This window comes from Cellulosimicrobium funkei (genome assembly GCF_004519295.1).
Classification (GTDB): domain Bacteria; phylum Actinomycetota; class Actinomycetes; order Actinomycetales; family Cellulomonadaceae; genus Cellulosimicrobium; species Cellulosimicrobium funkei.
In genome coordinates, this window is the sequence record NZ_SOZH01000007.1 from 89,068 (window position 1) to 113,437 (window position 24,370).

The window sequence follows — 24,370 nt, forward strand, 5'->3', positions numbered from 1 at the left end:
GTCGCTCACAGCATGCAGGAGACGCAGTTTTCCACTTCGGTCCCTTCGAGGGCCATCTGGCGGAGGCGGATGTAGTAGAGCGTCTTGATGCCCTTGCGCCACGCGTAGATCTGCGCGCGGTTGACGTCGCGCGTCGTGACCGTGTCCTTGAAGAACAGCGTGAGGCTCAGACCCTGGTCGACGTGCTGCGTCGCGGCGGCGTACGTGTCGATGATCTTCTCGTAGCCGATCTCGTACGCGTCCTCGTAGTACTCGAGGTTGTCGTTCGTCAGGTAGGGCGCCGGGTAGTAGACGCGCCCGATCTTGCCCTCCTTGCGGATCTCGATCTTCGACGGCACCGGGTGGATCGAGGACGTCGAGTTGTTGATGTAGGAGATCGAGCCCGTCGGCGGGACGGCCTGGAGGTTCTGGTTGTAGATCCCGTGCTCCATGACCGAGGCCTTGAGGGCGGCCCAGTCGTCCTGGGTCGGGATGTGCACGCCGGCGTCGGCGAAGAGCCGGCGCACGCGCTCGGTCGCGGGCTCCCACACGCGGTCGGTGTACTTGTCGAAGTACTCCCCCGTCGCGTACTTCGAGTCCTCGAAGCCGCCGAACGCACGCCCGCGCTCGATCGCGAGGCGGTTCGACGCCGCGATCGCGTGGTAGGCGACCGTGTAGAAGTAGATGTTCGTGAAGTCGATGCCCTCCTCGGACCCGTAGTGGATCCGCTCGCGCGCGAGGTAGCCGTGGAGGTTCATCTGGCCGAGACCGATCGCGTGGCCGGACTCGTTGGCCCGCTTGACCGACGGCACCGACTCGATGCTCGTCTGGTCGGAGACCGCGGTGAGCGCGCGGATCGCGGTGTCGATCGTCTTCGCGAAGTCGGGCGAGTCCATCGTCTTGGCGATGTTCAGCGAGCCGAGGTTGCAGGAGATGTCGCGGCCGACGTGGTCGTACGAGAGGTCCTCGTTGAACGTCGACGGCGTCGAGACCTGGAGGATCTCCGAGCACAGGTTCGAGTGGGTGATGCGGCCCTTGATCGGGTTCGCCTTGTTCACCGTGTCCTCGAACATGATGTACGGGTAGCCGGACTCGAACTGGAGCTCGGCGATCGTCTGGAAGAAGTCGCGCGCCTTGATCTTCGTCTTGCGGATCCGCGAGTCGTCGACCATCTCGTCGTACTTCTCGCTGATCGAGATGTCGGCGAACGGCTTGCCGTAGACGCGCTCGACGTCGTACGGCGAGAAGAGGTACATGTCCTCGTTCTTCTTCGCGAGCTCGAACGTGATGTCCGGGATCACGACGCCGAGCGACAGCGTCTTGATGCGGATCTTCTCGTCCGCGTTCTCACGCTTGGTGTCGAGGAACCGCATGATGTCGGGGTGGTGCGCGTGCAGGTACACGGCACCGGCGCCCTGGCGCGCGCCGAGCTGGTTCGCGTAGGAGAACGAGTCCTCGAGCAGCTTCATCACGGGGATGACGCCGGACGACTGGTTCTCGATGTGCTTGATGGGCGCGCCGTGCTCGCGGATGTTCGACAGGAGCAGGGCGACGCCGCCACCGCGCTTGGAGAGCTGCAGCGCGGAGTTGATGCCGCGCGCGATGGACTCCATGTTGTCCTCGATGCGCAGCAGGAAGCAGGACACGGGCTCGCCACGCTGCGCCTTGCCGACGTTGAGGAACGTGGGGGTCGCGGGCTGGAAGCGGCCCGAGATGACCTCTTCGACGATGTCCAGCGCGGCCTGCTCGTTGCCGTCGGCGAGGCCGAGCGCGACCATGCAGACGCGGTCCTCGAAGCGCTCGAGGTAGCGCTTCCCGTCGAACGTCTTGAGCGTGTACGACGTGTAGTACTTGAAGGCGCCGAGGAACGTCTCGAAGCGGAACTTCTTCGCGTAGGCGAACTCGAACAGCGACTTCACGAACTCGCGGTCGTACTTCGCGAGGACGGCCGGGTCGTAGTACTTGTTCTCGACGAGGTAGTCCAGCTTCTCCGCGAGGTCGTGGAAGAAGACGGTGTTCTGGTTGACGTGCTGCAGGAAGTACTGCCGCGCGGCCTCACGGTCCTTGTCGAACTGGATCTCGCCGTTCGGGCCGTAGAGGTTGAGCATCGCGTTGAGCGCGTGGAAGTCGAGCTGGGTGCTCGCGAGCGGCACCTCGGTGACCGTGCCACCACCTGCCACGCTCACGCCGGAATCCGTGACTGTCGTTGCCAAAATCGTCCCAATCCGTCGCGGACGCGCGCGGCGTCCTCGGCTGTTCCCAGGAGTTCGAAGGCGTACAGGTAGGGCACCTGGCACTTCGCGGAGATGATGTCGCCGGCGATGCAGTACGCCTCGCCGAAGTTGGTGTTGCCGGCGGCGATGACGCCGCGGATCAACGACCGGTTGTGCACGTCGTTGAGGAACTTCACGACCTGGCGCGGGACGGCACCGCCCTCGTTGCCGCCCCCGTAGGTCGGGACCATGAGCACGTACGGTTCCTCGACGCGCAGGAAGCCCTCGGTCGGACGCAGCGGGATGCGCTGGACGTCCATGCCGAGGGCCGGCAGGTCGAGCCGCTGGACGAACCGGTGCGTGTTCTCGCTGACGCTGGAGAAGTACACGAGCGACCCCACGGGGACGCACCTCCGTCCTGCCCTGCTCCGCCTGCTTCCGTACGGGTTTCCGGGCGCCTCGCGGCGCTCCGGGGAGGCCGGTCAGGCGACGACCGGCGAGACCTTCTGCGCGAGGGCGGTGATCTGGTCGGGGCGGAACCCGGACCAGTGCTCGTCCCCGGCGACGACCACGGGAGCCTGCAGGTAGCCGAGCCCGCGCACGAGCTCGAGCGCCTCGGCGTCCTGGGTGATGTCCACGACGGAGTACTCGATGCCCTTCTTGTCGAGAGCGCGGTACGTCGCGTCGCACTGGACGCAGGCCGGCTTGCTGTAGACCGTGACGCTCATGGGGGTGGCTCCTCGTCTCGCGCTCTCGTCCGGGACGGTCCTCGGGGAGGGAGAAACATCTCTGACCTCGAAGGACACCGGTGGAACTACGTCTGTGTGATTCGCCAGGAGGCCTCCGGCCCCCTGGGTGTGCAACCACTATACCTAGTGGTCGAGACCGTGCCACTGCACTAGATGTCGTGGTGGAACTTCACCCTGGCGGGTGTGCTAGGCGCCATGGATCCATGGTCCCAGCCCCCTCTGACACTCCCCCGGAGCGCTCGTCCACAGCCCGTCGTCCACCGATCCGACCGGCCCGGAACGGCGTCTTCCCGCGGACGGCGAGACGCCGTCCACAGGGTGGGGACGACGTCGGTCCACACCCTGTGCGGAGCCGTCGAGGCCCTTCCCGCGGCCTGCACCCGCCCTCCTGAGGACGCGCCACCACCCGCGCGAATCAGCCCAATCCGGACACGACGGTCGGTGAACTCGTCGGCGTGTCGTGCTTCTTCGGCGTGTCGCACCGCGCGCCGCGCCCGTGCGACAAAGGTCACCCCTCGGTGACGGCCCGCCCGACGACCGCGCTCGACCGGAGCCGTGGTCGCGGACGAGCGCACGAAGGCCCGCCCGGCGGACCGGGCGGGCCTGTGGGGGCGAGACGGCTCAGGCGGTCTCGTCGACCGTGGGGAGCGCGTTCGACGTCGCGAGCCGGCGGTACCAGTGCGCGGAGTCCTTCCACGTGCGCTCGAGCGTGTCGTAGTCGACGCGGATGATCCCGAAGCGGCGCTCGTACCCGTAGCCCCACTCGAAGTTGTCGAGCAGGGACCACGCGAAGTACCCGCGCACGTCGGCGCCCGCGTCGATCGCGGCGCCCACGGCGTCGACGTGGTCGTGCAGGTAGGCGACGCGGCGGTCGTCGTGCACGCGGGGGGTCCCGTCGGCGTCGACCGTGACCTCGTCGGCGAACGCGGCGCCGTTCTCGGTGACCATCATCGGCTGGTGCGGGTACGTCGTCGCCACGGACACGAGCAGCTCGGTCATGCCGGCAGGTTCGATGTTCCAGCCCATCGCGGTGTACGGGCCGGGCTGCTGGACGAACTCCACGTCGTCGACGCCGATCCACGGGCTGTGGCTCGACGCGCCGTGGCCGTCGTTCTCGGACCGCTCGCCCTCGCCGGAGAAGTGGCGCACGCGCACGGTCGAGTAGTAGTTGACGCCGAGGATCGACAGCGGCTGGCGCACCGTCTCGAGGTCGCCCTCCCGCACGAACGACCAGTCGCTCACCTGCGCGGTGTCGGCGAGCAGGTCGGCGGGGTACTCGCCGTCGAGCATGGGCGCGAGGAACGCGCGGTTGGCGAGCGCGTCGATCTTGCGCACCGCGTCGAGGTCCGCCGCCGACGACGGGTCGTCGGGCCGGATGACGTGCAGGTTGAGCGTGACGGACGTCTTCGCGTCCTCGCCGAGCTCGTCGCGGATCGCCTGGACGGCGAGGCCGTGCGCGAGGTTGAGGTGGTGCACGGCCGCGAGCGCCGCGGCGGGCTCGGTGCGGCCGGGCGCGTGCACGCCGGAACCGTAGCCGAGGTAGGCGGAGCACCACGGCTCGTTGAGCGTCGTCCAGGTGTCGATCCGGTCCCCGAGCTCGCGCGCCATGTGGCGGGCGTACTCGGCGAACGCGTACGCGGTGTCGCGGTTCGCCCAGCCCCCGGCGTCCTCCAGCTCCTGCGGGAGGTCCCAGTGGTAGAGCGTGACGACGGGCTTGACGCCCTTCTCGAGCAGCGCGTCGACGAGGCGCGAGTAGAACGCGACGCCCTCGGGGTTGAGCGGGCCGGTACCGCCCGGCTGCACGCGCGACCACGAGATGGAGAACCGGTACGCGCCGAGGCCGAGGTCGGCGATGTGCTGCACGTCCTCCTGCCACCGGTGGTAGTGGTCGTCCGCGACGTCGCCCGTGTCGCCGTTGAGCGTGCGGCCCGGGGTGTGGGAGTACGTGTCCCAGATGGACGGCGTGCGGCCGCCCTCGGCGGCGGCGCCCTCGATCTGGTAGGCGGCGGTGGCGGAGCCCCAGAGGAAGTCGGTCGGGAACGTGCGGCGGCCCGACGACGCGGGCGCGGCCTGCGCGTCGACGGCGACGGGAGCGGTGGTGTCGGTGGTCACGAGGGTCCTCGCTGGTCGGTCGTCGGACGACGTGGTCCGCGACGGTGGTCGGGTCGGTGGCCGGCGCGACGACGCCGGGCGGACGCGCCATGGGAGCGCTTCCATGGTGCGTCCGCCCAGGATACGTCCTCAGCCGAGGTCGAGAGTCACGCTCGTCGCGCCGTGCGCCTCGGCCGTCGCCGCACCGGCCCGCACGGACCAGGCCGCGGGGGCGTCGTCGGACGAGACCGTGAGGGTCGCGCCCGACCGGCGCACGCGGAACGTGGCCCCGGCCGCGCCGTCCGACGGCGGGACGACCACGAGCTCGTCGTACCCGTCGGGCAGCTCGAACGCGTGCAGCGTGACGCCGTCGGCCCAGTCGTAGTCCGGCCGGTCGGTGCGGGCGCCCACCGGCAGGACGGTGCCCGGGCGCACGAGCACCGGGAGCGAGTCGAACCCGTGCGTCTCGGTGACCCAGCGCGGGCCGGTCACGGTCTCGCTCAGGGCGGGGCCGTCGTCGGGCTGGACGAGACGCGTCCACGTGCCCTCCGGCACGTAGTACTCCACGCGGCCGTCCGCGCGGAACACCGGCGCGACGAGGAGCGCGTCGCCCAGCAGGTACTGCGTGTCCGCGGTGTACCCGGTGCGGTCGTGCGGGAGCTCGAGCACGAGCGGCCGCATCATCGGCACGCCGTCGGTGTGCGCCTCCTCCGCCACCCGCCCGAGGTACGGCATGAGCGAGAGCTTGAGGTGCGTGAACTTTCGCGTCACGTCGACGGCCTCGTCGTCGAACGCCCACGGGACCCGGACCGAGCCCGAGCCGTGCAGGCGCGAGTGCGACGACAGCAGGCCGAACGCCGTCCAGCGCTTGAACACGCCCGGGTCCGGCGTGCCCTCGAAGCCGCCCATGTCGTGGCTCCAGTAGCCGAAGCCCGACATCGACATCGACAGGCCACCGCGCAGCGACTCGGCCATCGACGCGTACGTCGAGTCGCAGTCGCCGCCCCAGTGCACGGGGAACTGCTGGCCGCCCGCCGTCGCGGACCGCGCGAACAGGACCGCCTCGCCCTCGCCGCGCTTGCGCTCGAGCAGCCGGAAGACCGCCTCGTTGTAGAGCTGGGCGTAGTAGTTGTGCATCTTGCGCGGGTCGGAGCCGTCGTGCCACGCGATGCCGTCGACGGGGATCCGCTCGCCGAAGTCGGTCTTGAAGCAGTCGACGCCCTGGTCGAGCAGGCCCTCGAGCTTGTCGACGTACCACGCGGCCGCGTCGGGGTTGGTGAAGTCCACCAGCCCCATGCCCGCCTGCCACAGGTCCCACTGCCACACGGACCCGTCCTCGCGCTTCACGAGGAAGCCCTGCTCCGCCGCCTCCGCGAAGAGGGGCGAGCGCTGCGCGACGTACGGGTTGATCCACACGCACACCTTGAGCCCGCGGTCGTGCAGGCGCCGGAGCATGCCCTCGGGGTCGGGGAACGTGCGCGGGTCCCACTCGAAGTCGACCCACTGGTACTCGCGCATCCAGAAGCAGTCGAAGTGGAACACCGACAGCGGCAGGTCGCGCTCGGCCATCCCGTCGATGAACCCGTTCACGGTCTGCTCGTCGTAGCTCGTCGTGAACGACGTCGTGAGCCACAGGCCGAACGACCACGCCGGCACGCGCGCGGGGCGGCCCGTCAGCGCCGTGTACCGGCGCAGCACGTCCTTGGGCGTCGGGCCCTGGATGACCAGGTACTCCAGCGACTGCCCCTCGACGGAGAACTGGACGCGCGTGTTCACCTCGGAGGCGACCTCGAACGAGACCTTCTCCGGGTGCTCGACGAACACGCCGTAGCCCTTGGTCGTGAGGTAGAGCGGCACGGACTTGTACGCCTGCTCGCTCGACGTCCCGCCGTCCTCGTTCCAGATGTCCACGACCTGGCCGTTCTTGACGAACGGCCCGAACCGCTCCCCCAGGCCGTACACGAGCTCGCCCGGCTCGAGCGCGAGCTGCTCGTGCGTCCACGTGCCGCCGTCGTCCGACGTGACGTGCCCGACCGACTTCGGCAGCGAGGAGGTCAGCACCTCGCCGTCCGCCTCGAAGTCCACGCGCCAGCGGTCGCCCCGGTGCACGCGCACGGCGAGGTCCTTGGACCGCAGGACGGCGACGTCGTCGTGCACCTCGACCTCGGGCCGGAACCCGGGCTCGCCGGTCACCTGGAACGCCGGGCCCCGGCGCACCGCGCCCTGGTGGTGCTCGACGCGCACGCGGATCACACCAGGTGCGGGCGAGGAGTACGTCGTCGTGAGCATCGGGCGGTTGAGCGTGTCGCCCCGGCCGCGGATCTTCGCCGTCGGCGCGTACACGGTGAGCGTGCCGGCCGCCTCGTCCGCGCGGACGTCGTCGACCTCGACCGCGTAGAGCGGGTGCATGCCGGGTCGGACCTGCCAGTACCCGTCGGTGAACTTCATGGGTGGTGCTTCCTTCGTCGGTGCGTATCGGTGTCTCGGGGCGTCAGGCCGGAGGCCTCACTTGACGGCGCCGGCCGTCACGCCGCGGGTGAGGGTGCGCTGGAAGATGAGGAAGAAGATCAGCGCGGGGATCAGCGAGACGAGCGCGCCCGCGTTGGTCGTCGGGGCGTCCATCATCCGGTCGCCCTGGAGCGACGCGAGCGCGATGGGGATCGTCTGGGTGTCGTTGGTCGTGAGCATGACCAGCGGGATGAAGAACTCGTTCCACGTCCAGATGAAGAAGAAGATCATGAGGACGCCGAGCGTCGGCCGGACGATCGGGTACACGACCTGCCACAGGATGCGCCAGCGGCCGGCGCCGTCGAGCTGCGCCGCCTCGAGGAGCGCGGGCGGGAACGTCCCGAGCACGGACGAGAGCAGGTACGTGCCGAACGCCGCCTGGACGACCGTGAAGATGATGATGATCGACCACTGCGAGTTCGACAGGCCGACCTTCTGCGCCATGTCGAACAGCGGGTAGATGAGCGCCTCCTGCGGCAGCATGTTCGCCACGAGGAACAGCGTGACGATCCACAGCCGGCCCTTGATGCGGCCGACGCCGATCGCGTACGCGCTGAGGAGCGACAGGAGCGTGCCGAACACGGCGACGAGCGCGGAGATGAAGACGGAGTTCCAGAGCTTCTGCGGGAAGTTCGTGCGCGTCCAGAAGTTCTGCACGCCGTCGAGGTAGAGCTCGCTCGGGAGGCTCAGCGGCCCGTCCTGGGAGTACTCGGCCGGGGACTTGAACGCGTTGAGCACCATGATGACGAACGGCGACAGCATGAGGAGCGCGACGAGCACCGCCGCGGCGAGCACGAACCAGCGGCCGATCCCGCGGCGGTAGCGCTCGTCCTGCCGCGTGGCGCGCAGGGCGCGGCGGGGGCGGGACGCGCCGGCGCCCGGCGCCACGGCGTCCGCGGGGGTGGTGGTGACGGTGGACATCAGCGGCCCTCCTGCTCACGACGCTCGGCGCGGCTCTGCAGCGCGAGGATCACGACGGCGACGACGATGATGACGAGGGTGAGCACGGTCGCCACCGCGGCGCCGTAGCCGACCTTCGACTTGTCGAAGAAGTTCAGGTACGAGTAGTAGCTCGGGACGAGCGTGGAGCTCTCGGGGCCGCCGCGCGTGAGCACGTAGATGGGCCCGAAGACCTTGAGCGCCGCGACGGTGCAGGTGAGCGTGACGACGAACGTCTCGGGACGGATCTGCGGGATCGTAATGGCCCCGAAGCGCCGCCACCAGCCGGCGCCGTCGAGCTCGGCGGCCTCGTAGAGCTCGGGGTCCACGCGCTGGAGCGCGGACATGAAGATGACCACCGGGTAGCCGATCTGGACCCAGATGAGCACGAGCATGACGCTCGGCAGCGCGGTCGAGGTGTCGCCCAGCCAGTTCGGCGGGTTCTCGACCCCGATCCCGCGCAGCATGACGTTGAGCGCGCCGGTCTGGGCGTTGAGGATCCAGTTCCACAGCACGCCGGCCACGGCGACGGGGAGGATCTGCGGCAGGTAGTACGTCGCGCGCAGGAACGCCGCGACACGGGGCCCGAACCGGCGGCCGAGGTAGTCGAACAGCACGGCGGCGAGCACGAGGCCGACGAGGGTCGGCACGACGACCATCGCGAGGATCATCGCGATGGAGTTCTGGAACGAGGTCCAGAACGCCGAGTCGTGCATCAGGTCGGCGTAGTTCCCCAGCCCGTACCAGCGCATCGGCGCCATGCCGCCGCGCCACTTGAACAGGCTGTAGTAGACGTTCATCGCGAACGGGTAGCCGATCACGACGACGAACGCCACCGCGCCGGGCAGGAGGTAGGGCAGGTACGGGAGCCAGGCGGGCCGGCGACGACGGCGGCGTGCCGCGGTCGCGCGCGACGCCTCGCGCGCGGGTCCGGGCCCGGCCTCGGGCACGGTGTCGGTGCGGGTGGTCATGACGGTCTCTTTCGCGGGAGGTCCTCGGGCGGTGCTCGGGTGGTGCCCGGGCGGCCGGCCGACGCAGGTGCCGGCCGGCCGCCCGGGACGGGCGGTACCGCTCAGCTGTCGAGCAGGTCCGCCTTGCCGTCCACGTAGGCGGACTCGAGGCCGTCGAGCACCTCGGTCGGCGACTTCGACTGGTTGATGAGGGACTGGAGCTCGCTCACGATCACGTCGTAGTAGCCGGGCACGGGCCAGTCGGGGTAGAACGCGAGGCCGTCGTCGTCGAGGATCGCCTGGAAGTTCTCGGTGAGCTGCTGCGTGCGCTCGTCCGTGATGACGGACGCGTCACCGGCGACGGGCAGGCCGCCCTTCTCCGCGAGGATGTTCTGCACCTCGGGGCGCAGCGTGACGTCGATGAACTCCTCGGCGAGGTCGGGCGAGTCCGCGTTCGCGGGGACGACCCACAGGTTGCCGGACGAGCCGACCTGGAGCGTGTTGCCGGGGAAGTTGAACTGGCCCCAGTCGGCGTCCATCTCCTCGACGATGCGGCCGAACCACCACGAGCCGGAGACCATCATCGGGTAGGTGCCGTTGATGAACGAGACGCCCATGTCCTCGGCGGTGAGCGCCGCGGAGTCGGACGCGACGTAGCCGTCCTTGATCCAGGAGTCGAGCTTCTCGGTCGCCTGCGTCATCTCGGGACCGTGGAAGTCGGGGTCGCCGTCGAAGAGCTGGTACTGGTCGATGAAGTCGCGATCGGAGTTCGCGAGCACGAGCTCGTACCAGAGCTGGCCCATCGGGTACTCGGCGCCGGCCTCGGCGAGCGGCGTGACGCCCTGGGCCTTGAACGCCTGCATGACGGTCTCGAACTCCTCGAGCGTCGTCGGCACCTCGAGCCCGTACTGGGCGAACATGTCCTTGTTGTAGTAGACCTGCACGAACTCGCCGTAGTTCGGGACGCCGTACCACTCGCCCGAGCCCATGAGGCCCTGGTCGTCGTAGGTCGCGGTCGTCTGGAGCGAGCCGCTGAGCTTCTCGTCCCAGCCGCGCTCGGTCGCCGCGTCGGTGAGCGGGGTCAGCAGGCCCTGCGCGGCGAGCTGGCCGGCGGTCGCGTTGCCCTTGTTGTACTCCATGACGTCCGGCACGTCGTCGCCGGTGAGGACGATCTTGGCGTTCTTCTGGATCTGCTCGAACGTCTGCTTCTCGACGACGACGTCGACGTCCGGGTTCTCCTCCTCGAAGATCTCGATCGCCTTGGCCCAGGCCTGGCCCATGGCCGAGTCCTCGTTCTCGTAGTGCCAGATCGTCAGGGTCTGGTCGTCGGACCCGCCGCTGCCGCCGGAGCTCCCGCACGCCCCGAGGGCGAGTGGGAGCGCTGCCACGGCAGCGACGAGCGAGATCTTTCGGGATCGCAGCATGTGCGTGTCCTCCTCATCGAGTTCCGGCGAGGGCCGGAGGGCGGCCGGGCGTCGCCCGGCCGGTCGGTGTTTCAGCGAGCCGCGGGCTCGGGGTCGTCGTCCGGTGCCCGGCCGGCCGCGGGGGCGACGCTGCTGCCGGGCTCGAGGACGCACGGGATGAGCACGTTCGGTGTGCTCGGACGGGAGCCGTCCACGAGGGACAGCAGCTTCTGCACGCCCAGGCGGCCGAGCTCGGCCCCGGGGGCGTGCATGGTGGTGAGCGGCGGGTTGCTCATCTCCCCGACGCCGGGCGACGTGACGATCGACAGGATCGACATGTCGCCGGGGATCGCGACGCCGCGCTGCTGGAGCTCGGCCACGACGCCGAACGTCGCGATCTCGTTCATGGTCACGAACGCCGTGAGGCGGGGCTCGCGCGCGAGCAGCGTCGCGACGGCGTCGCGGCCGGCGCTCGGCGACTCGTCGACGCGCAGCGCGACCGGCTCGAGCCCGCGACGGCGCATCGCCGCCTCGAAGCCCTCCTCGGCACGGAACGTCGGCGCGTAGCCGTCGTCCGCCGTCGCCTGCGAGTGGTTGACGAGCGCCACGTGCCGGTGCCCGAGGTCGACGAGGTGCTGGACCGCGTCGTCCGTCGTGCGCTCGAAGTCGATGTCGACCGACGGCCGGTCGGACACGTCGCGCGTCCGGCCGATCATCGTGTACGGGACCCCGGCCTCGTGCAGCACGTCGACCCGCGCGTCGTCGAGCGCGACCTCCATGAGCAGGACGCCGTCCGCCATCCCCTGGCGCACGAGGTCGCGGACCTCGGGCGCCTGGGTCGTGCGGAAGGGCCACAGGACCAGGTGGTAACCGTTCTCGCGCGCGGTCTCCGCCGCCGACGAGACGAACTCCGCGACCGTGCCGCCGAGACCCTTCTCCATCGCGGGGTAGATGAGGGCCAGCACGTGGCTGCGGCGGGACGCGAGGCCGCGGGCCATCGCGTTGGGCTGGTAGCCGAGCTCGGCCATGGCGTCCTCGATGCGCCGGCGCGTGGCGTCGGAGACCGGGCGCGTGCCGGACAGCGCGTACGAGACCGTGCTCAGCGAGACCTGCGCGCGTCGCGCCACGTCCTGCATCGTCGCCATCCTCACCACTCCCCTGTGGTCCGGTCCCGCACCTCGGCCGTCGAAGCGCTTCGTCGAAACGTGTCGTCGAAGCGCTTCGATGTTACGAGTATTGGTTGAACAAATGGGTGGAGTCAAGTCCGTCATGCGAGAGCACGCTCTCTCGTTTCCGCGGGCGCGCCGACCTGCGAGGACGTCCGGACGCGATCGAGCCGCCGGGCGGCAGCACCGCCCGGCGGCTCGACCGGTCCCCGGCGGGGCCGAGGTCAGGCGGAGAGGTCGACGCTCTCCCCGCCGCGCAGCACCTCGCGCACGCGCAGGTCGCCGTCCGTCACGACGACGTCGGCACGCAGCCCTGCGACCAGCCCGCCGCGGTCGTCGAGGCCGAGCACCCCGGCCGGCGTCCACGACGCCGCGCGGACCGCGTCGACGAGCGGCACGCCCGCCTCGACCGTCTCGCGCACGACGTCGAGCAGGTGGTACGTGCCGCCGGCGATGGAGCCGCCCTCGGTGAGTCGCGCGACGCCGTCCGCGACGGTGACGCGCATCGGGCCGAGCTCGTACGCGCCGTCGGCCATGCCCGCCGCGGCCATCGCGTCCGTGACGAGCGCGACGGCGTCGGGCCCGGCGACCGCGCCGTCCGCCCCCACGTGCGGGCCGACGAGCTCGACGACGCTGCGGATGGTGCCGTGCACGAGGTGGGTGCCGTCGGCGACGAGCTCGACGACCATCTCGCCGCGCGCGGCCGCCGCGAGGCACGCGGCCACGGGCCCCGGCTCGCGGTGGTGCAGCGGGCGCATCCCGTTGAACAGGTGCGTCGCGGTCAGCCGCGCGCCCGGCCGTCCCGCCGCGGCGAAGGCCGCGACGCCCGCGGCGATCGCCGCCTCGGTCTGCTCGGTGGTCGCGTCCGTGTGCCCGATCGACGGCACGGCGCCGACCTCGACGAGCGTCTCGATCACTCCCCCGGGCCCGACGATGCCCGGCACCTCGGGCGCGACCGTCATGGTGCGCAGGTGCCCGCGCGCCGCGGCGGCGATCTCCCGGACGAGCCCCGGGTCGCCGTCGAGCATGTCGTGCGGGTTCTGGGCGCCGCACCGCACCTCCGAGAGGAACGGGCCCTCGAGGTGGATGCCGACGATCTCGCCCGCCTCCGCGAGGTCGGCGAGCGTCGCCGCGCGGGCGAGCAGGACGTCACGCGGCGCGGTCACGAGCGACGCGACGAGGCTCGTGGTGCCGTGCCGCAGGTGCTCGCGCGCCCCGCCGAGCGCCTCGGCCGCGCTCGTCGCGTCGGGGAAGCTCGACCCGCCGCCGCCGTGGTCGTGCACGTCCACCAGGCCCGGGAGCAGGGTCGCCCCGTCCCCGGCGGGCGCGTCGGGGAACCCTGCGGCCGCCGCCTCCGCGCGCGGGCCGACCCACGCGACCCGTCCGTCGCGGACGGCCACGACGCCGTCGTCGAGCACCCCGTCCGGGGTGACGACGCGGCCCGCGAGGACGCGCGTGGTGCCAGGCTTCTGGTCGGGACGGGGGCTGCGGACGGCGTCGGTCATGGGGCCATTCTGGCGCACTTCGTACACCCGGCGTGCAAACCTCTCGGGTCAGCCGTCGGACGCCTCGAGGAGCCGTCGCGCGCCCCGTCCGAGGTGCAGCGCGAACAGCCGCTGGAACGTCGGCACGGCGAACGAGAACGGCCGCACCCACCACAGCACGGGGCGACTGAAGACGTCGATGCGCCACCACAGGTCCCCGGCGTCGTCGCGCTCGACGGCGAACCGCTCCTCCCCCACGAAAGCGTGGCCCGGGAGCGTCCCGTAGGCGAAGCCCACGCGTCGCTCGGTGCGCTCGACCCACACGACCTCGCACGGCTCGTGCAGCCGCAGGCGCCCGACGCCCAGCAGGGTCGTGACCCGCACGCCCGAGGCGGCGACCGGGGCGTCCGTCTCGAGCCGCACGCGCGCCGCGGCGTGCACCTGCCACCTGAGGAGCTGCTCGCCCAGCCGGGCGAGGTCCTCGGGCGGCCGGGCGCGGTCGGTGAGGCGGCGCCGCACGTGCAGGTGCCGGTACCCGCTGGGCCAGCGGTCCGTGCGCGTCGCCCCGACCTCGGGGTAGGTGAACGTCATGCCGTGCTCCTCTCGGCCCCCGGGCGGGGGCTCGTCGGGTCCGGGTCCCCTGCCGGGGACGGGGTCGTGCCGTCGCGCGCGAGCAGCCGGACGCCGAGCAGCGCGCACAGCACGAAGCCGAGCGCGTTCCCGACCCCGTGCGTCGCGGCCATGACGTCGAGGCTCGGGTGGGCGAACCCGAAGGCCTCGCCCCCCGCCCACCACAGCGCGAGCACCATCGACGCGCTCACGAGGACGGCCGCCGTGCCGAGCAGCGCCCGGGCCGCGGCCGGCCGTCCGCCGGGGCGCGCGAGCGACCGCACGACGGCGGCCGCCGTCGCCCACAGCGCGAGCGTCAGGACGACCGCCCCGACGAGCTCGGCGACGTCGCCCACGAAGTACCCGACGAGGACGAGCGCCGTCCCGGCCGGGACGCCCCACGCGCCCACCGTCGCGAGCCGGTCGCCCGGGGCGAGCCGCGCGACCGCGCCGGCGACGAGCGCCGCTCCGAAGCCCGCGTAGAGCATGTGCGGCACCGTGAGGGCGAGGTACGTGCCCGAGAACCCGAGCAGACCCCACCCCGCGCGCTCGGCGACGAGCGCGCTCGCCCCGACCGCAGGCAGCACGAGGGCGGTCACGGTCGCGAGCCGGCTCGCGAGGTCGACGCGCGGCGGCACGTCGCCCAGGTCGGCACCGGGCACCACGGCGTGCGCGCGCCCCGGGCGGGCGCGAATCGTGACGTCGCGCAGCGTGCGCACGGCGAGGCGGACGCCCGCCCCGAGCAGGACGGCGGACGCGAGGACGAAGGGCAGCGTCAGCACGACGGCCAGCCGGCTGTGCGGCAGCAGGAGGCTCACGACGGCGGCGGCGCCGGCGAGCGGCCACGCGGCGCTGCGCGGCGCCGGGACGACCTGCGGCCCGAGGAGCCGGAGGCCGAGCGGGAGCACGACCACCGCGCCGAGCGCCACGAGCAGCTCGACGACCACCTCCCCTGCCGGGCTCACGACGACGCCTCGCGGCTCGGGGCCGGCGCCGAGACGTCCTGGACGAGGTGCAGGGCGTCGTCGACCACGCCGCGGGCGACCGGGAGGCGTGCCAGCCGGACGAGGTTGCCGACGAGCGCCGCACCCCCGTCGACGAGGCGGCGCGTGCGCGCGAACCCCGGCGAGGAGTCGTAGACCCAGAAGAGCGTGATGCCGAGCTGCGCCAGCCAGAGCAGCTCCGGCAGGCGCGCGCGGAGGTGCGCCGGGACGCGCGACGACGTCCCCGCCACGACCTCCTCGAAGAGACCGCGCGAGAGGTCGCGCGCGTCGGTCGACGCGGCCGAGAACGGGCTCGCGTCGGAGCCCGGACGGATCGCGACCGAGACGAACTCCGCGCCGAACGCGTGGAAGGGGGCGAACGCGTCGATCGCCGCGCCCCACACGCCGCGCAGCCGGTCGGCGAGCGACCCGCCCGCCGCGAGGACCGGGGCGGCGAGCGCGGCGTGCTCGCGCTGCACGTCGAGGTAGAGCTCCTGGACGAGCGCGTCCTTGGACGGGAAGTGGTAGTACGCGTTCCCCGTGCTCACGCCCGCCTCCGCCGCGACGGCGCGCATCGTCGTGCGCTCGTAGCCGACGTCGCGCAGCATCCGGATCGCGACGTCGCGCAGGTGCGCGCGGGTCCGCTCGGACTTCGGCGTCGCGGTCATGCGCCCAGGCCTTTTTTGAACATGTTCAAAAACTATCACGGCACGGTCCTGTCCCGTGCGGTGCGGCGACCCGGCGCGCGGTGCGGTGACGGCGCGCGCCGAGGCCAGCTGCTGCTGTCAGCCGCCGAGCAGGCGGTCCTGGCAGGACGAGCAGGCGGTGGTGGCTCGTCCGGAGGTCAGGACGGACCACGACCGCCTGCTCGGCGGAGGGTCGGGCGTCAGAAGAGACGCGAGTCGACGTCGTCGACGCCGCGCATCGCGTCGTAGTCGAGCACGAGGCAGCCGATGCCGCGGTCCGTCGCGAGCACGCGCGCCTGCGGCTTGATCTCCTGCGCGGCGAACACGCCGCGCACGGGCGCGAGCAGCGGGTCGCGGTTGAGCAGCTCGAGGTAGCGCGTGAGCTGCTCGACGCCGTCGATGTCGCCCCGGCGCTTGATCTCGACCGCGACCGTCGCGCCGAGCGGGTCCTTGGCGAGGATGTCGACGGGACCGATCGCCGTCGGGTACTCGCGGCGCACGAGGGTGTGGCCCGAGCCGAGCAGCTCGATCTGCGCGGCCAGCATCTCCTGGAGGTGCGCCTCGACGCCGTCCTTGACGAGCCCCGGGTCGACGCCGAGCTCGTGCGAGCTGTCGTGCTGCACCTCGTGCAGCTCGATCTCCAGCCGGTCGTCGCTCTTCGCGTGCTGGACGGCCCAGACCTCCGTGACGCCGCGCTCGCGCGCCTCGTCGGAGGGCGCGCGCACCGCGAGCGAGCACGGCGGGCTCATCCAGTTCAGCGGCTTGTAAGAGCCGCCGTCCGAGTGCAGCAGCACGCTCCCGTCGGCCTTGACGATGAGCACGCGCGTCGCGAGCGGCAGGTGGGCGGACAGGCGGCCCGTGTAGCGGGCGGAGCAGCGGGCGACGACGAGGCGCATGAGGCGGGTCCTCCGGGTCGGTGGTGGGCGGTCCGGTCACGGCGTCTGCCCCCGGCGACGCCTCAGACGACGACGTCGCGCCGCCCCGGAGGCGCGGCCTCCAGCCAGGAGGCGAGGCCCTCGTAGGCGGCCCGCGACATCGTGAGCTCGAAGTCCTGGCCGCGGTAGCGGCAGCGGACGAGGTAGGTGTCGGACGCCTCGCCGGCGAGCGGCTCACGGCCCGCGATGACGAGGTCGTAGCGGGACCAGGTACGGGCGGGCCGCAGGGACACGGACCACAGCCGCCACCAGTCGATGCGGCCGACGCCGTAGTGCGCGATGCCCGCGACCCACGGGGCCCCGGGGGCGCCCGCGCGCCGCGCGCCGCACTCGAACGAGCCGACGCGGTGCGACAGGGCGCGCAGACGCCACACCCCCAGCCCGATCGCGACAAGGACGAGGACGAGCAGTCCGAGCGCGATCCAGGCCAGGGGCGTCATGGTCGGGCGGAGGTCAGCGGGCCGGTACGGACTCGACGGAGTCCGCCACGATCGTGACCTGGTTCGAGTCGACGGAGAGGAACCCGCCGGAGACGCGGACCTCGAGGGACTCCCCCTCGCCCGCGATGCGTACCGAGCCCTCCTGCAGCACGGAGAGCAGCGGCGAGTGGTCCGCGAGGATGCCGATCTCGCCGTCCGCCGCGGGGGCCGTGACCCGCTGCGCGCGGCCCGACCAGATCTTGCGGTCCGCCGCCACGAGGTCGACGTTCAGCTGTGCCACGGGAACTCCTTCATGGGCGGTTCATGCCCGGTGTGCTGTCCGGGACGACGTCCGGTCCGCGTGCGGCGGACCGGGTCGGGAGCGACGCCCACGGGGCCGGGCCGTCCGGCCCGGCCCCGTGCGAGCGTCGGGTCAGGCGCCGTACTCCTTCTGGATGCGGGCCCAGTTGCGCTCGAGGTCCTCGAGGCCACCGATGTTGTAGAAGGCCTGCTCGGAGATGTGGTCGAACTCGCCGTCGGCGATCTTCTTGAACGCCTCGATGGTCTCGCTCAGCGGGACCGTCGAACCCACGACGCCCGTGAACTTCTCGGCCATGTAGGTGTTCTGGGAGAGGAACTGCTGGATGCGGCGCGCACGCGCGACGACCGTCTTGTCCTCCTCCGAGAGCTCGTCCACACCGAGGATCGCGATGATGTCCTGGAGCTCCTTGTTGCGCTGCAGGATCGACTTCACGCGCGTCGCGACGTCGTAGTGCTCCTGGCCCACGTAGCGCGGGTCGAGGATGCGGCTCGTCGAGGCGAGCGGGTCCACCGCGGGGTACAGACCGCGCGAGGCGATCTCGCGGGAGAGCTCGGTCGTCGCGTCGAGGTGCGCGAACGTCGTCGCCGGCGCCGGGTCGGTGTAGTCGTCCGCCGGGACGTAGATCGCCTGGAGCGACGTGATCGAGTGACCACGCGTCGAGGTGATGCGCTCCTGGAGCAGACCCATCTCGTCGGCGAGGTTCGGCTGGTAGCCGACCGCGGACGGCATGCGCCCGAGCAGCGTCGACACCTCGGAACCCGCCTGCGTGAAGCGGAAGATGTTGTCGATGAACAGGAGGACGTCCTGCTTCTTCACGTCGCGGAAGTACTCCGCCATGGTCAGCGCGGAGAGCGCGACGCGAAGACGCGTGCCCGGGGGCTCGTCCATCTGGCCGAAGACGAGGGCGGTCTTGTCGAAGACGCCCGCGTCCTCCATCTCGTGGATGAGGTCGTTGCCCTCACGCGTGCGCTCACCGACGCCGGCGAACACCGAGACACCGCCGTGGTCCTGCGCGACGCGCTGGATCATCTCCTGGATGAGGACCGTCTTGCCGACGCCCGCACCACCGAAGAGGCCGATCTTCCCGCCCTGCACGTACGGGGTGAGGAGGTCGATGACCTTGATGCCCGTCTCGAACATCGTGGTCTTCGACTCGAGCTGGTCGAACGCCGGGGGCTTGCGGTGGATCGGCCAGCGCTCGGTGATCTCGATCGTCTCGCCGGGCTCGGCGTTGAGGACGTCGCCCGTGACGTTGAAGACCTTGCCCTTGGTGACGTCGCCGACGGGGACGCTGATCGGGGCGCCCGTGTCGGTGACCTGCGCGCCGCGGACGAGGCCGTCCGTCGGCTTGAGGGCGATCGCACGGATGAGCGAGTCGCCCAGGTGCTGGGCGACCTCGAGCGTGAGCGTGAACGACTTCTCGCCCTCGCCCTGCGACGACAGGTCGATGTCGACGGTCAGCGCGTTGTAGATGTCGGGGATGGCGTCCGCCGGGAACTCGATGTCCACGACGGGGCCGATCACACGAGCGACTCGGCCCACGCCGGGACCGCTGGAGTGCTCGACCTGTGCTTCCACGGTGGTGGCGGTCATTGCTGGCCTCGCTTCGCAGTGCCGGAGTGGTCCCCGGCGGGTTCGGTCAGGATGTCGGTGATGGTGCTGGCCGCGCGGGCCGCGCGGCCCGTCATGACGCCGCCAGGGCGTCGGCACCCGAGACGATCTCGCTGATCTCCTGGGTGATGTCCGCCTGGCGCGCCTGGTTCGCGAGCCGCGTGTAGTTGCGGATGAGGTCCTCCGCGTTGTCCGTCGCGGTGTGCATCGCCCGTTGCCGCGCCGCGAGCTCGGACGCCGCCGCCTCGAGGAGGCAGCTGAAGATCCGGCTGCGGACGTAGCGCGGGAGCAGCGCGTCGAGCACCGCCTCCGGCGAGGGCTCGAAGTCGTACAGCGGGAGCACGTCGTGCTTGCCGGCGGGGGCGACGCCCTCGACGACCTCGAGCGGGAGCATCCGCACGACGCGGGGGCGCTGCGTGACCATGTTGACGAACTGCGTGTAGACGATGTGCAGCTCGCTCACGCCGCCCTCGGCGGCCGGCGCGAGGAACGCACCGAGCAGGGTCTCGGCGATCTCGCCCGCGACCTCCGCGTTCGGGGCGTCCGACCCGTACGACCACGTGCCCGCGAGCTCGCGCCCGCGGAACGTGTAGTACTGGATCGCCCGACGGCCGGCCGCGTAGAGCGCGACCTCCTTGCCCTCGGCGGCGAGCCGCTCCACGAGGCGCTCCGTCTCGCGGATGATCGACGCCGAGTAGGCGCCGGCCATGCCGCGGTCGGACGCGACGACGAGCACCGCGACACGGTTGGTGTCCGTGCGCTCGCTCGTCAGCGGGTGCTGCGTCGTCGTGTGCGTCGCGACGGCCGACACCGCCCGGGTGATCGCCCGGGCGTACGGCGCCGCGGCCGCGGTGCGGTCGCGGGCCTTGCCGATGCGCGACGCGGCGATGAGCTCCTGCGCGCGGAACATCTTCTTGAGCGACTGCGTCGACTTGATCCGCTGCTTGTAGACGCGCTGGGATCCGGCCATGCTCAGGCCCTCTTCTGCCGGACGATCTGCTCCTGCTCGATCTCCGTCTCGGTCTCGTCCTCGGTGTCGCCGCCGACGAGCGGCGTGCCGTCACCCTTGAGGAAGCCGGCACGGAAGGCGTCGACCGCCTCCGAGAGCTGCGCCTCGGTCGCGTCCTCGAGCTTGCCCGTCTCGACGATCGTCGAGAAGACGTCCGTGTTGCGGCGCAGGTGGTCGAGCATCTCGGACTCGAAGCGGCGCACGTCCTCGACGGGGACGTCGTCGAGCTTGCCCTTGGTGCCGGCCCAGATCGACGCGACCTGCTCCTCGACCGGGAACGGCGAGTACTGGCCCTGCTTGAGCAGCTCCATGAGGACCGCACCCCGCTGGAGCTGGCCGCGCGACGCCGCGTCGAGGTCGGACGCGAACATCGCGAACGCCTCGAGCGAGCGGTACTGCGCGAGCTCGAGCTTCAGCGTGCCCGAGACCTTCTTCATCGCCTTGACCTGGGCGTCACCACCGACGCGGGACACCGAGATACCGACGTCGACGGCCGGACGCTGGTCCGCGTTGAAGAGGTCGGACTGGAGGAAGATCTGCCCGTCCGTGATGGAGATGACGTTCGTCGGGATGTACGCCGAGACGTCGTTCGCCTTCGTCTCGATGACCGGCAGACCCGTCATCGAGCCCGCGCCCAGCTCGTCCGAGAGCTTCGCGCAACGCTCGAGGAGGCGGGAGTGCAGGTAGAAGACGTCACCGGGGTAGGCCTCGCGGCCCGGCGGGCGGCGCAGCAGCAGCGACACGGCGCGGTACGCCTCGGCCTGCTTCGACAGGTCGTCGAACACGATGAGGACGTGCTTGCCGCCGTACATCCAGTGCTGGCCGATGGCCGAGCCGGTGTAGGGGGCGAGGTACTTGAAGCCCGCCGGGTCGGACGCCGGGGCCGCGACGATCGTCGTGTACTCGAGCGCGCCGGCCTCCTCGAGGGCACCGCGGACCGACGCGATCGTCGAGCCCTTCTGGCCGATGGCGACGTAGATGCAGCGGACCTGCTTGGTCGGGTCGCCCGACTCCCAGTTCGCCTTCTGGTTGATGATCGTGTCGATCGCGATCGCCGTCTTGCCCGTCTGGCGGTCGCCGATGATCAGCTGACGCTGACCGCGGCCGATCGGGATCATCGAGTCGATCGCCTTGAGGCCCGTCTGGAGGGGCTCGTGGACCGACTTGCGCGCCATGACGCCGGGCGCCTGGAGCTCGAGGGCGCGGCGGCCCTCCGTCGCGACCTCGCCGAGGCCGTCGATCGGGTTGCCCAGCGGGTCGACGACGCGACCGAGGTAGCCGTCACCGACCGGGACGGAGAGGACCTCGCCCGTGCGACGGACCTCCTGCCCCTCCTCGATGCCGGTGAACTCGCCGAGCACGACGACACCGATCTCGCGGACGTCGAGGTTGAGGGCGAGACCGAGGGTCCCGTCCTCGAAGCGCAGCAGCTCGTTGGCCATCGCGCCCGGGAGACCCTCGACCTGGGCGATGCCGTCGGCGGCCAGGGTGACCCGGCCCACCTCCTCGGACACGGCGCCCTCGGGCTCGTAGGACTTCACGAAGCTGTCCAGAGCGGCCCGGATCTCCTCCGGCCGGATCGTCAGCTCAGCCATTGCTCTTCTCCTGTCGTGGCCGCACCTCGTGGTTCGGGTGCGGTCGAACGTTTGTCGGTTGTGCGGCCGGTGGCCGGCAGGACGGTCGTCGGTCGGAAGGGTGGGCCGGTCAGCTCACGAGACGTCGGCGCGCGTCGGCCAGCCGGGCCAGCACCGTGGAGTCCACGACGTCGGCACCGACCTGGACGCGCATCCCGCCGAGGACGGCGGGGTCGACCGTGACGTTGAGCTGCACGGCGCGCCCGTAGGCCCGCTCGAGCAGCGCCGAGAGGCGGTCGAGCTGTGCCTGCGTGAGCACCGTCGCCGACGTCACGGAGGCGACGAGCCGCTGCCGACGCTCGGCCGCGACCTCACCGATCCAGCCCAGCGTCGGGACGAACCGGCGCCCGCGCAGCGCGCGCGTCGCGTGGACCGCGAGCACCTCGGTCGCACGGTCGGCCTTCCCGCCGAGCAGCGCGTGCACGAAGGCGGCGCGACGCTCGGGGTCGATCGTGTCGTCGGAGAGGATCTGCCGTGCCTCGCGCTGCCCGACGAGCGCGCGCGACGTCCGGAAGAGCTCGTCCTCGACCTGCTCGAGCGCACCACGGGACTGGGCGGACGCGAGGACCGCCTCCAGGCCGAGGCGCTCGGTCGCGTCCGCGAGGTCGCTCTCGCGCGACCACCGCGACCGGACGAGGCCGGCCATGAGGTCGACGACGCGCTCGTCGAAGCCCGACGCGAGGACGGCCGTGACCAGCGCCGCCTTGTCCGCACCGGAGCGGGACGGGTCCGCGAGCGAGCGCCGCAGCGGCGCCGACTCGTCGAGCGCCGCCGTGACCGCGAAGAGCTGCTCGCCGAGCGCGAGCGCGCTCTCGCCCGCCGAGCGCAGGACCGGCTCGAACCGGTCCCGCGCCTGCGTCAGGGACTCGCCGCTCGTTCCGCGCATCAGCGCTCCTCGGTGCCGGGACCGGTGCCCGCCGCGCTCGCCGCCGCGGGACCCGCGGCCTCGAGCTCGTCGAGGAAGCGGTCGACGACACGGCTCTGGCGTGCCGAGTCGGCGAGCGACTCGCCCACAATCTTGGAGGCGAGCTCCGTCGCGAGCAGACCGACGTCGTTGCGCAGCGAGACCGCGGCCTGCTGGCGCTCGGCCTCGATCTGGCGGTGCGCCGTCTCGACGATGCGCGCGGCGTCGTCGGACGCCTTGGCCCGCAGGTCGGAGACGATCGCCGAGCCCTCGGCGCGCGCCTCCTCACGGATTTTCGCCGCCTCGGTGCGTGCCTCCTGGAGCTGCTGGTGGTACTCCGCCAGCGCCGCCGCGGCCTCGGCCTGGGCGGACTCCGCCTTGGCCAGACCGCCCTCGATCTTCGCGGTGCGCTCGTCCAGTACCGCCTGGAACTTCGGCAGGACCGCCTTGTAGAAGACGACCGCGATGATGACGAGGACGACGGCCGACCACAGGATGTCGTAGCCGGCGGGGAGGAACAGGTCGATGCCTGCCGGCTCCTCGCCGGACTCCGCCGCGAGGGTCAGCGCGGCGTCAGCCAGCGCCGTCATCACTGGAAGAGGAAGCCGGCGACGAGCCCGAGCAGCGCGAGCAGCTCGACGAACGCGACACCGAGGAACATGGTGGCGCGGAGCTGGCCGGCGACCTCAGGCTGGCGGGCCATGCCCTCGACGGTCTTGCCGATGAGGATGCCGAGGCCGATGCCCGGGCCGATCGCGGCGATGCCGTAACCGATCGTGTTGATGCTGCCGGAGACCTCGGCGAGGGTGGTGACGTCCACGTGTGCTCGTTCCTTCCGTTGGGCGCCCGACCGGTCGGCCGGGCGTCACATTGAGTGGTGCGTGGTGGGAGAGGTTCGGTCGGGGCGCGCGGTGCGGCCTCGGGTCAGTGCTCCTCTTCGAGCGCGATGTTCAGGTACACCGACGCGAGGAGCGCGAAGATGTAGGCCTGCAGGGCCGCGACGAGGAGCTCGAAGAGCGTGAAGATCAGCCCGCCGGCGAGCGTCAGGACGCCGAAGGCCTTCATCGCGGGGACCGCCTCGAAGACGAAGTACTGCGTCGCGGCGAAGCACAGGACCAGCATGATGTGGCCGGCGACCATGTTCGCGACGAGACGGATCGCGAGCGAGGCCGGCCGGATGATGAGGATCTGGAGCAGCTCGATCGGGGTGACGATCAGGTAGATCGGCGCCGGGATCCCCGGGGGGAAGAGGCTGTTCTTGAGGTAGCCGCCGAGGCCGTGCGCCTTGATGCCCACGGCCCAGTAGGTGACGAGCACCCACAGCGCGAGCAGGAAGGGCAGGCCCATGCGGGCGGTACCGGCCATGTTGAGGCCGGGGATGATGCCCGTGAGGTTGAAGGCGAGGACCGCGAAGAAGATCGTCGTGATCATCGGCACGAAGCGCTTGGCGTGCTCCTTGCCCATGATCTCCTCGACGATCTGGACCCGGACGAAGTCCAGCATCATCTCGATCGCGTTCTGGAAGCGCCCGGGGACCAGGCGCGCCCGACGCGCGGCGACGACGAAGATCGCGAGAAGGACGATCGTGGCCACGATCCGGACGATCCAGATCCGGTCGATCTGGAAGATGGTGCCCTCGAAGAGGATCGCCGGCGGGAAGAAGTCGGCGATGGACGGCGCGTGGAAGCCACCTTCGCTCTCGGATGCAGCGAGGAGCACGGGGGTCGCAAGCGTGGACAGGGTGGACTCCCAATGGTCGTGTGGTCCGGGCAGCCG

Annotated in this window: 23 protein-coding genes; all 23 read right to left on the reverse strand. The window is 71.3% G+C overall.

Annotated features, from left to right (window positions below):
• Positions 1-5 precede the first annotated feature (5 nt).
• The gene (nrdE, locus tag E1O70_RS12620; protein WP_082774711.1) at positions 6-2,165 is read right to left on the reverse strand and encodes a class 1b ribonucleoside-diphosphate reductase subunit alpha; all 2,160 of its coding nucleotides are present in this window, start codon (positions 2,163-2,165) and stop codon (positions 6-8) included.
• Positions 2,162-2,593, reverse strand: a complete 432-nt coding sequence (gene nrdI / locus E1O70_RS12625) for a class Ib ribonucleoside-diphosphate reductase assembly flavoprotein NrdI (protein WP_021480850.1) — start codon at positions 2,591-2,593, stop codon at positions 2,162-2,164. Before nrdI ends, nrdE begins: the two co-directional genes overlap by 4 nt.
• 81 nt (positions 2,594-2,674) lie before the next feature.
• The gene (gene nrdH, locus E1O70_RS12630; RefSeq protein WP_021480849.1) at positions 2,675-2,920 is read right to left on the reverse strand and encodes a glutaredoxin-like protein NrdH; all 246 of its coding nucleotides are present in this window, start codon (positions 2,918-2,920) and stop codon (positions 2,675-2,677) included.
• 642 nt (positions 2,921-3,562) lie between these two features.
• The gene (locus tag E1O70_RS12635) at positions 3,563-5,053 is read right to left on the reverse strand and encodes a GH1 family beta-glucosidase (RefSeq protein WP_061268782.1); all 1,491 of its coding nucleotides are present in this window, start codon (positions 5,051-5,053) and stop codon (positions 3,563-3,565) included.
• A gap of 129 nt (positions 5,054-5,182) precedes the next feature.
• Positions 5,183-7,480, reverse strand: coding sequence for an alpha-xylosidase (gene yicI, locus E1O70_RS12640; RefSeq protein WP_061268781.1), 2,298 nt, complete (start codon positions 7,478-7,480; stop codon positions 5,183-5,185).
• Between the two features lie 57 nt (positions 7,481-7,537).
• Positions 7,538-8,461, reverse strand: a complete 924-nt coding sequence (locus tag E1O70_RS12645) for a carbohydrate ABC transporter permease (protein ID WP_082774709.1) — start codon at positions 8,459-8,461, stop codon at positions 7,538-7,540.
• Positions 8,461-9,450, reverse strand: a complete 990-nt coding sequence (locus E1O70_RS12650; protein WP_081599874.1) for a carbohydrate ABC transporter permease — start codon at positions 9,448-9,450, stop codon at positions 8,461-8,463. Before E1O70_RS12650 ends, E1O70_RS12645 begins: the two co-directional genes overlap by 1 nt.
• 101 nt (positions 9,451-9,551) lie before the next feature.
• Positions 9,552-10,853 carry an ABC transporter substrate-binding protein gene (locus tag E1O70_RS12655; RefSeq protein WP_061268780.1) on the reverse strand — a complete coding sequence of 434 codons (1,302 nt, stop codon included), beginning with the start codon at positions 10,851-10,853 and terminating at the stop codon, positions 9,552-9,554.
• Between the two features lie 71 nt (positions 10,854-10,924).
• Positions 10,925-11,968 carry a LacI family DNA-binding transcriptional regulator gene (locus E1O70_RS12660; protein WP_198285596.1) on the reverse strand — a complete coding sequence of 348 codons (1,044 nt, stop codon included), beginning with the start codon at positions 11,966-11,968 and terminating at the stop codon, positions 10,925-10,927.
• A 254-nt stretch (positions 11,969-12,222) separates the two neighbouring features.
• Entirely contained in the window at positions 12,223-13,503 is a 1,281-nt protein-coding gene (locus tag E1O70_RS12665) for an N-acetylglucosamine-6-phosphate deacetylase (RefSeq protein WP_061268779.1), read from the reverse strand.
• A 48-nt stretch (positions 13,504-13,551) separates the two neighbouring features.
• On the reverse strand, positions 13,552-14,073 hold the full coding sequence (locus E1O70_RS12670; protein ID WP_061268778.1) for a DUF1990 family protein: 522 nt from the start codon (positions 14,071-14,073) through the stop codon (positions 13,552-13,554).
• Positions 14,070-15,056 (reverse strand): YndJ family transporter, encoded by a 987-nt coding sequence (locus tag E1O70_RS12675; protein WP_218004299.1) that lies wholly within the window; start codon positions 15,054-15,056, stop codon positions 14,070-14,072. Before E1O70_RS12675 ends, E1O70_RS12670 begins: the two co-directional genes overlap by 4 nt.
• The gene (locus E1O70_RS12680) at positions 15,053-15,742 is read right to left on the reverse strand and encodes a TetR/AcrR family transcriptional regulator (protein ID WP_061268776.1); all 690 of its coding nucleotides are present in this window, start codon (positions 15,740-15,742) and stop codon (positions 15,053-15,055) included. The genes E1O70_RS12675 and E1O70_RS12680 overlap by 4 nt, the downstream gene beginning before the upstream one ends.
• Before the next feature lie 218 nt (positions 15,743-15,960).
• Positions 15,961-16,656 carry an endonuclease NucS gene (gene nucS / locus E1O70_RS12685; protein ID WP_021480889.1) on the reverse strand — a complete coding sequence of 232 codons (696 nt, stop codon included), beginning with the start codon at positions 16,654-16,656 and terminating at the stop codon, positions 15,961-15,963.
• A gap of 62 nt (positions 16,657-16,718) precedes the next feature.
• Positions 16,719-17,135, reverse strand: a complete 417-nt coding sequence (locus E1O70_RS12690) for a DUF2550 domain-containing protein (protein WP_034653511.1) — start codon at positions 17,133-17,135, stop codon at positions 16,719-16,721.
• A 13-nt stretch (positions 17,136-17,148) separates the two neighbouring features.
• The gene (locus tag E1O70_RS12695) at positions 17,149-17,415 is read right to left on the reverse strand and encodes a F0F1 ATP synthase subunit epsilon (protein WP_021480887.1); all 267 of its coding nucleotides are present in this window, start codon (positions 17,413-17,415) and stop codon (positions 17,149-17,151) included.
• A gap of 132 nt (positions 17,416-17,547) precedes the next feature.
• Entirely contained in the window at positions 17,548-19,029 is a 1,482-nt protein-coding gene (gene atpD / locus E1O70_RS12700; RefSeq protein ID WP_021480886.1) for a F0F1 ATP synthase subunit beta, read from the reverse strand.
• Between the two features lie 91 nt (positions 19,030-19,120).
• Positions 19,121-20,017 (reverse strand): F0F1 ATP synthase subunit gamma, encoded by an 897-nt coding sequence (locus E1O70_RS12705; protein WP_021480884.1) that lies wholly within the window; start codon positions 20,015-20,017, stop codon positions 19,121-19,123.
• 2 nt (positions 20,018-20,019) lie between these two features.
• Positions 20,020-21,651: a F0F1 ATP synthase subunit alpha gene (atpA, locus tag E1O70_RS12710; protein WP_034653508.1), complete on the reverse strand. Its 1,632-nt coding sequence runs from the start codon at positions 21,649-21,651 to the stop codon at positions 20,020-20,022.
• Positions 21,652-21,760: 109 nt separating this feature from the next.
• The gene (locus E1O70_RS12715) at positions 21,761-22,576 is read right to left on the reverse strand and encodes a F0F1 ATP synthase subunit delta (protein WP_043655661.1); all 816 of its coding nucleotides are present in this window, start codon (positions 22,574-22,576) and stop codon (positions 21,761-21,763) included.
• The gene (locus tag E1O70_RS12720; protein WP_061268775.1) at positions 22,576-23,184 is read right to left on the reverse strand and encodes a F0F1 ATP synthase subunit B; all 609 of its coding nucleotides are present in this window, start codon (positions 23,182-23,184) and stop codon (positions 22,576-22,578) included. Before E1O70_RS12720 ends, E1O70_RS12715 begins: the two co-directional genes overlap by 1 nt.
• Positions 23,184-23,414 (reverse strand): ATP synthase F0 subunit C, encoded by a 231-nt coding sequence (locus tag E1O70_RS12725; RefSeq protein WP_021482769.1) that lies wholly within the window; start codon positions 23,412-23,414, stop codon positions 23,184-23,186. The genes E1O70_RS12720 and E1O70_RS12725 overlap by 1 nt, the downstream gene beginning before the upstream one ends.
• A 104-nt stretch (positions 23,415-23,518) precedes the next feature.
• Positions 23,519-24,313 (reverse strand): F0F1 ATP synthase subunit A, encoded by a 795-nt coding sequence (gene atpB / locus E1O70_RS12730; RefSeq protein WP_021482770.1) that lies wholly within the window; start codon positions 24,311-24,313, stop codon positions 23,519-23,521.
• Between the last annotated feature and the right edge of the window lie 57 nt (positions 24,314-24,370).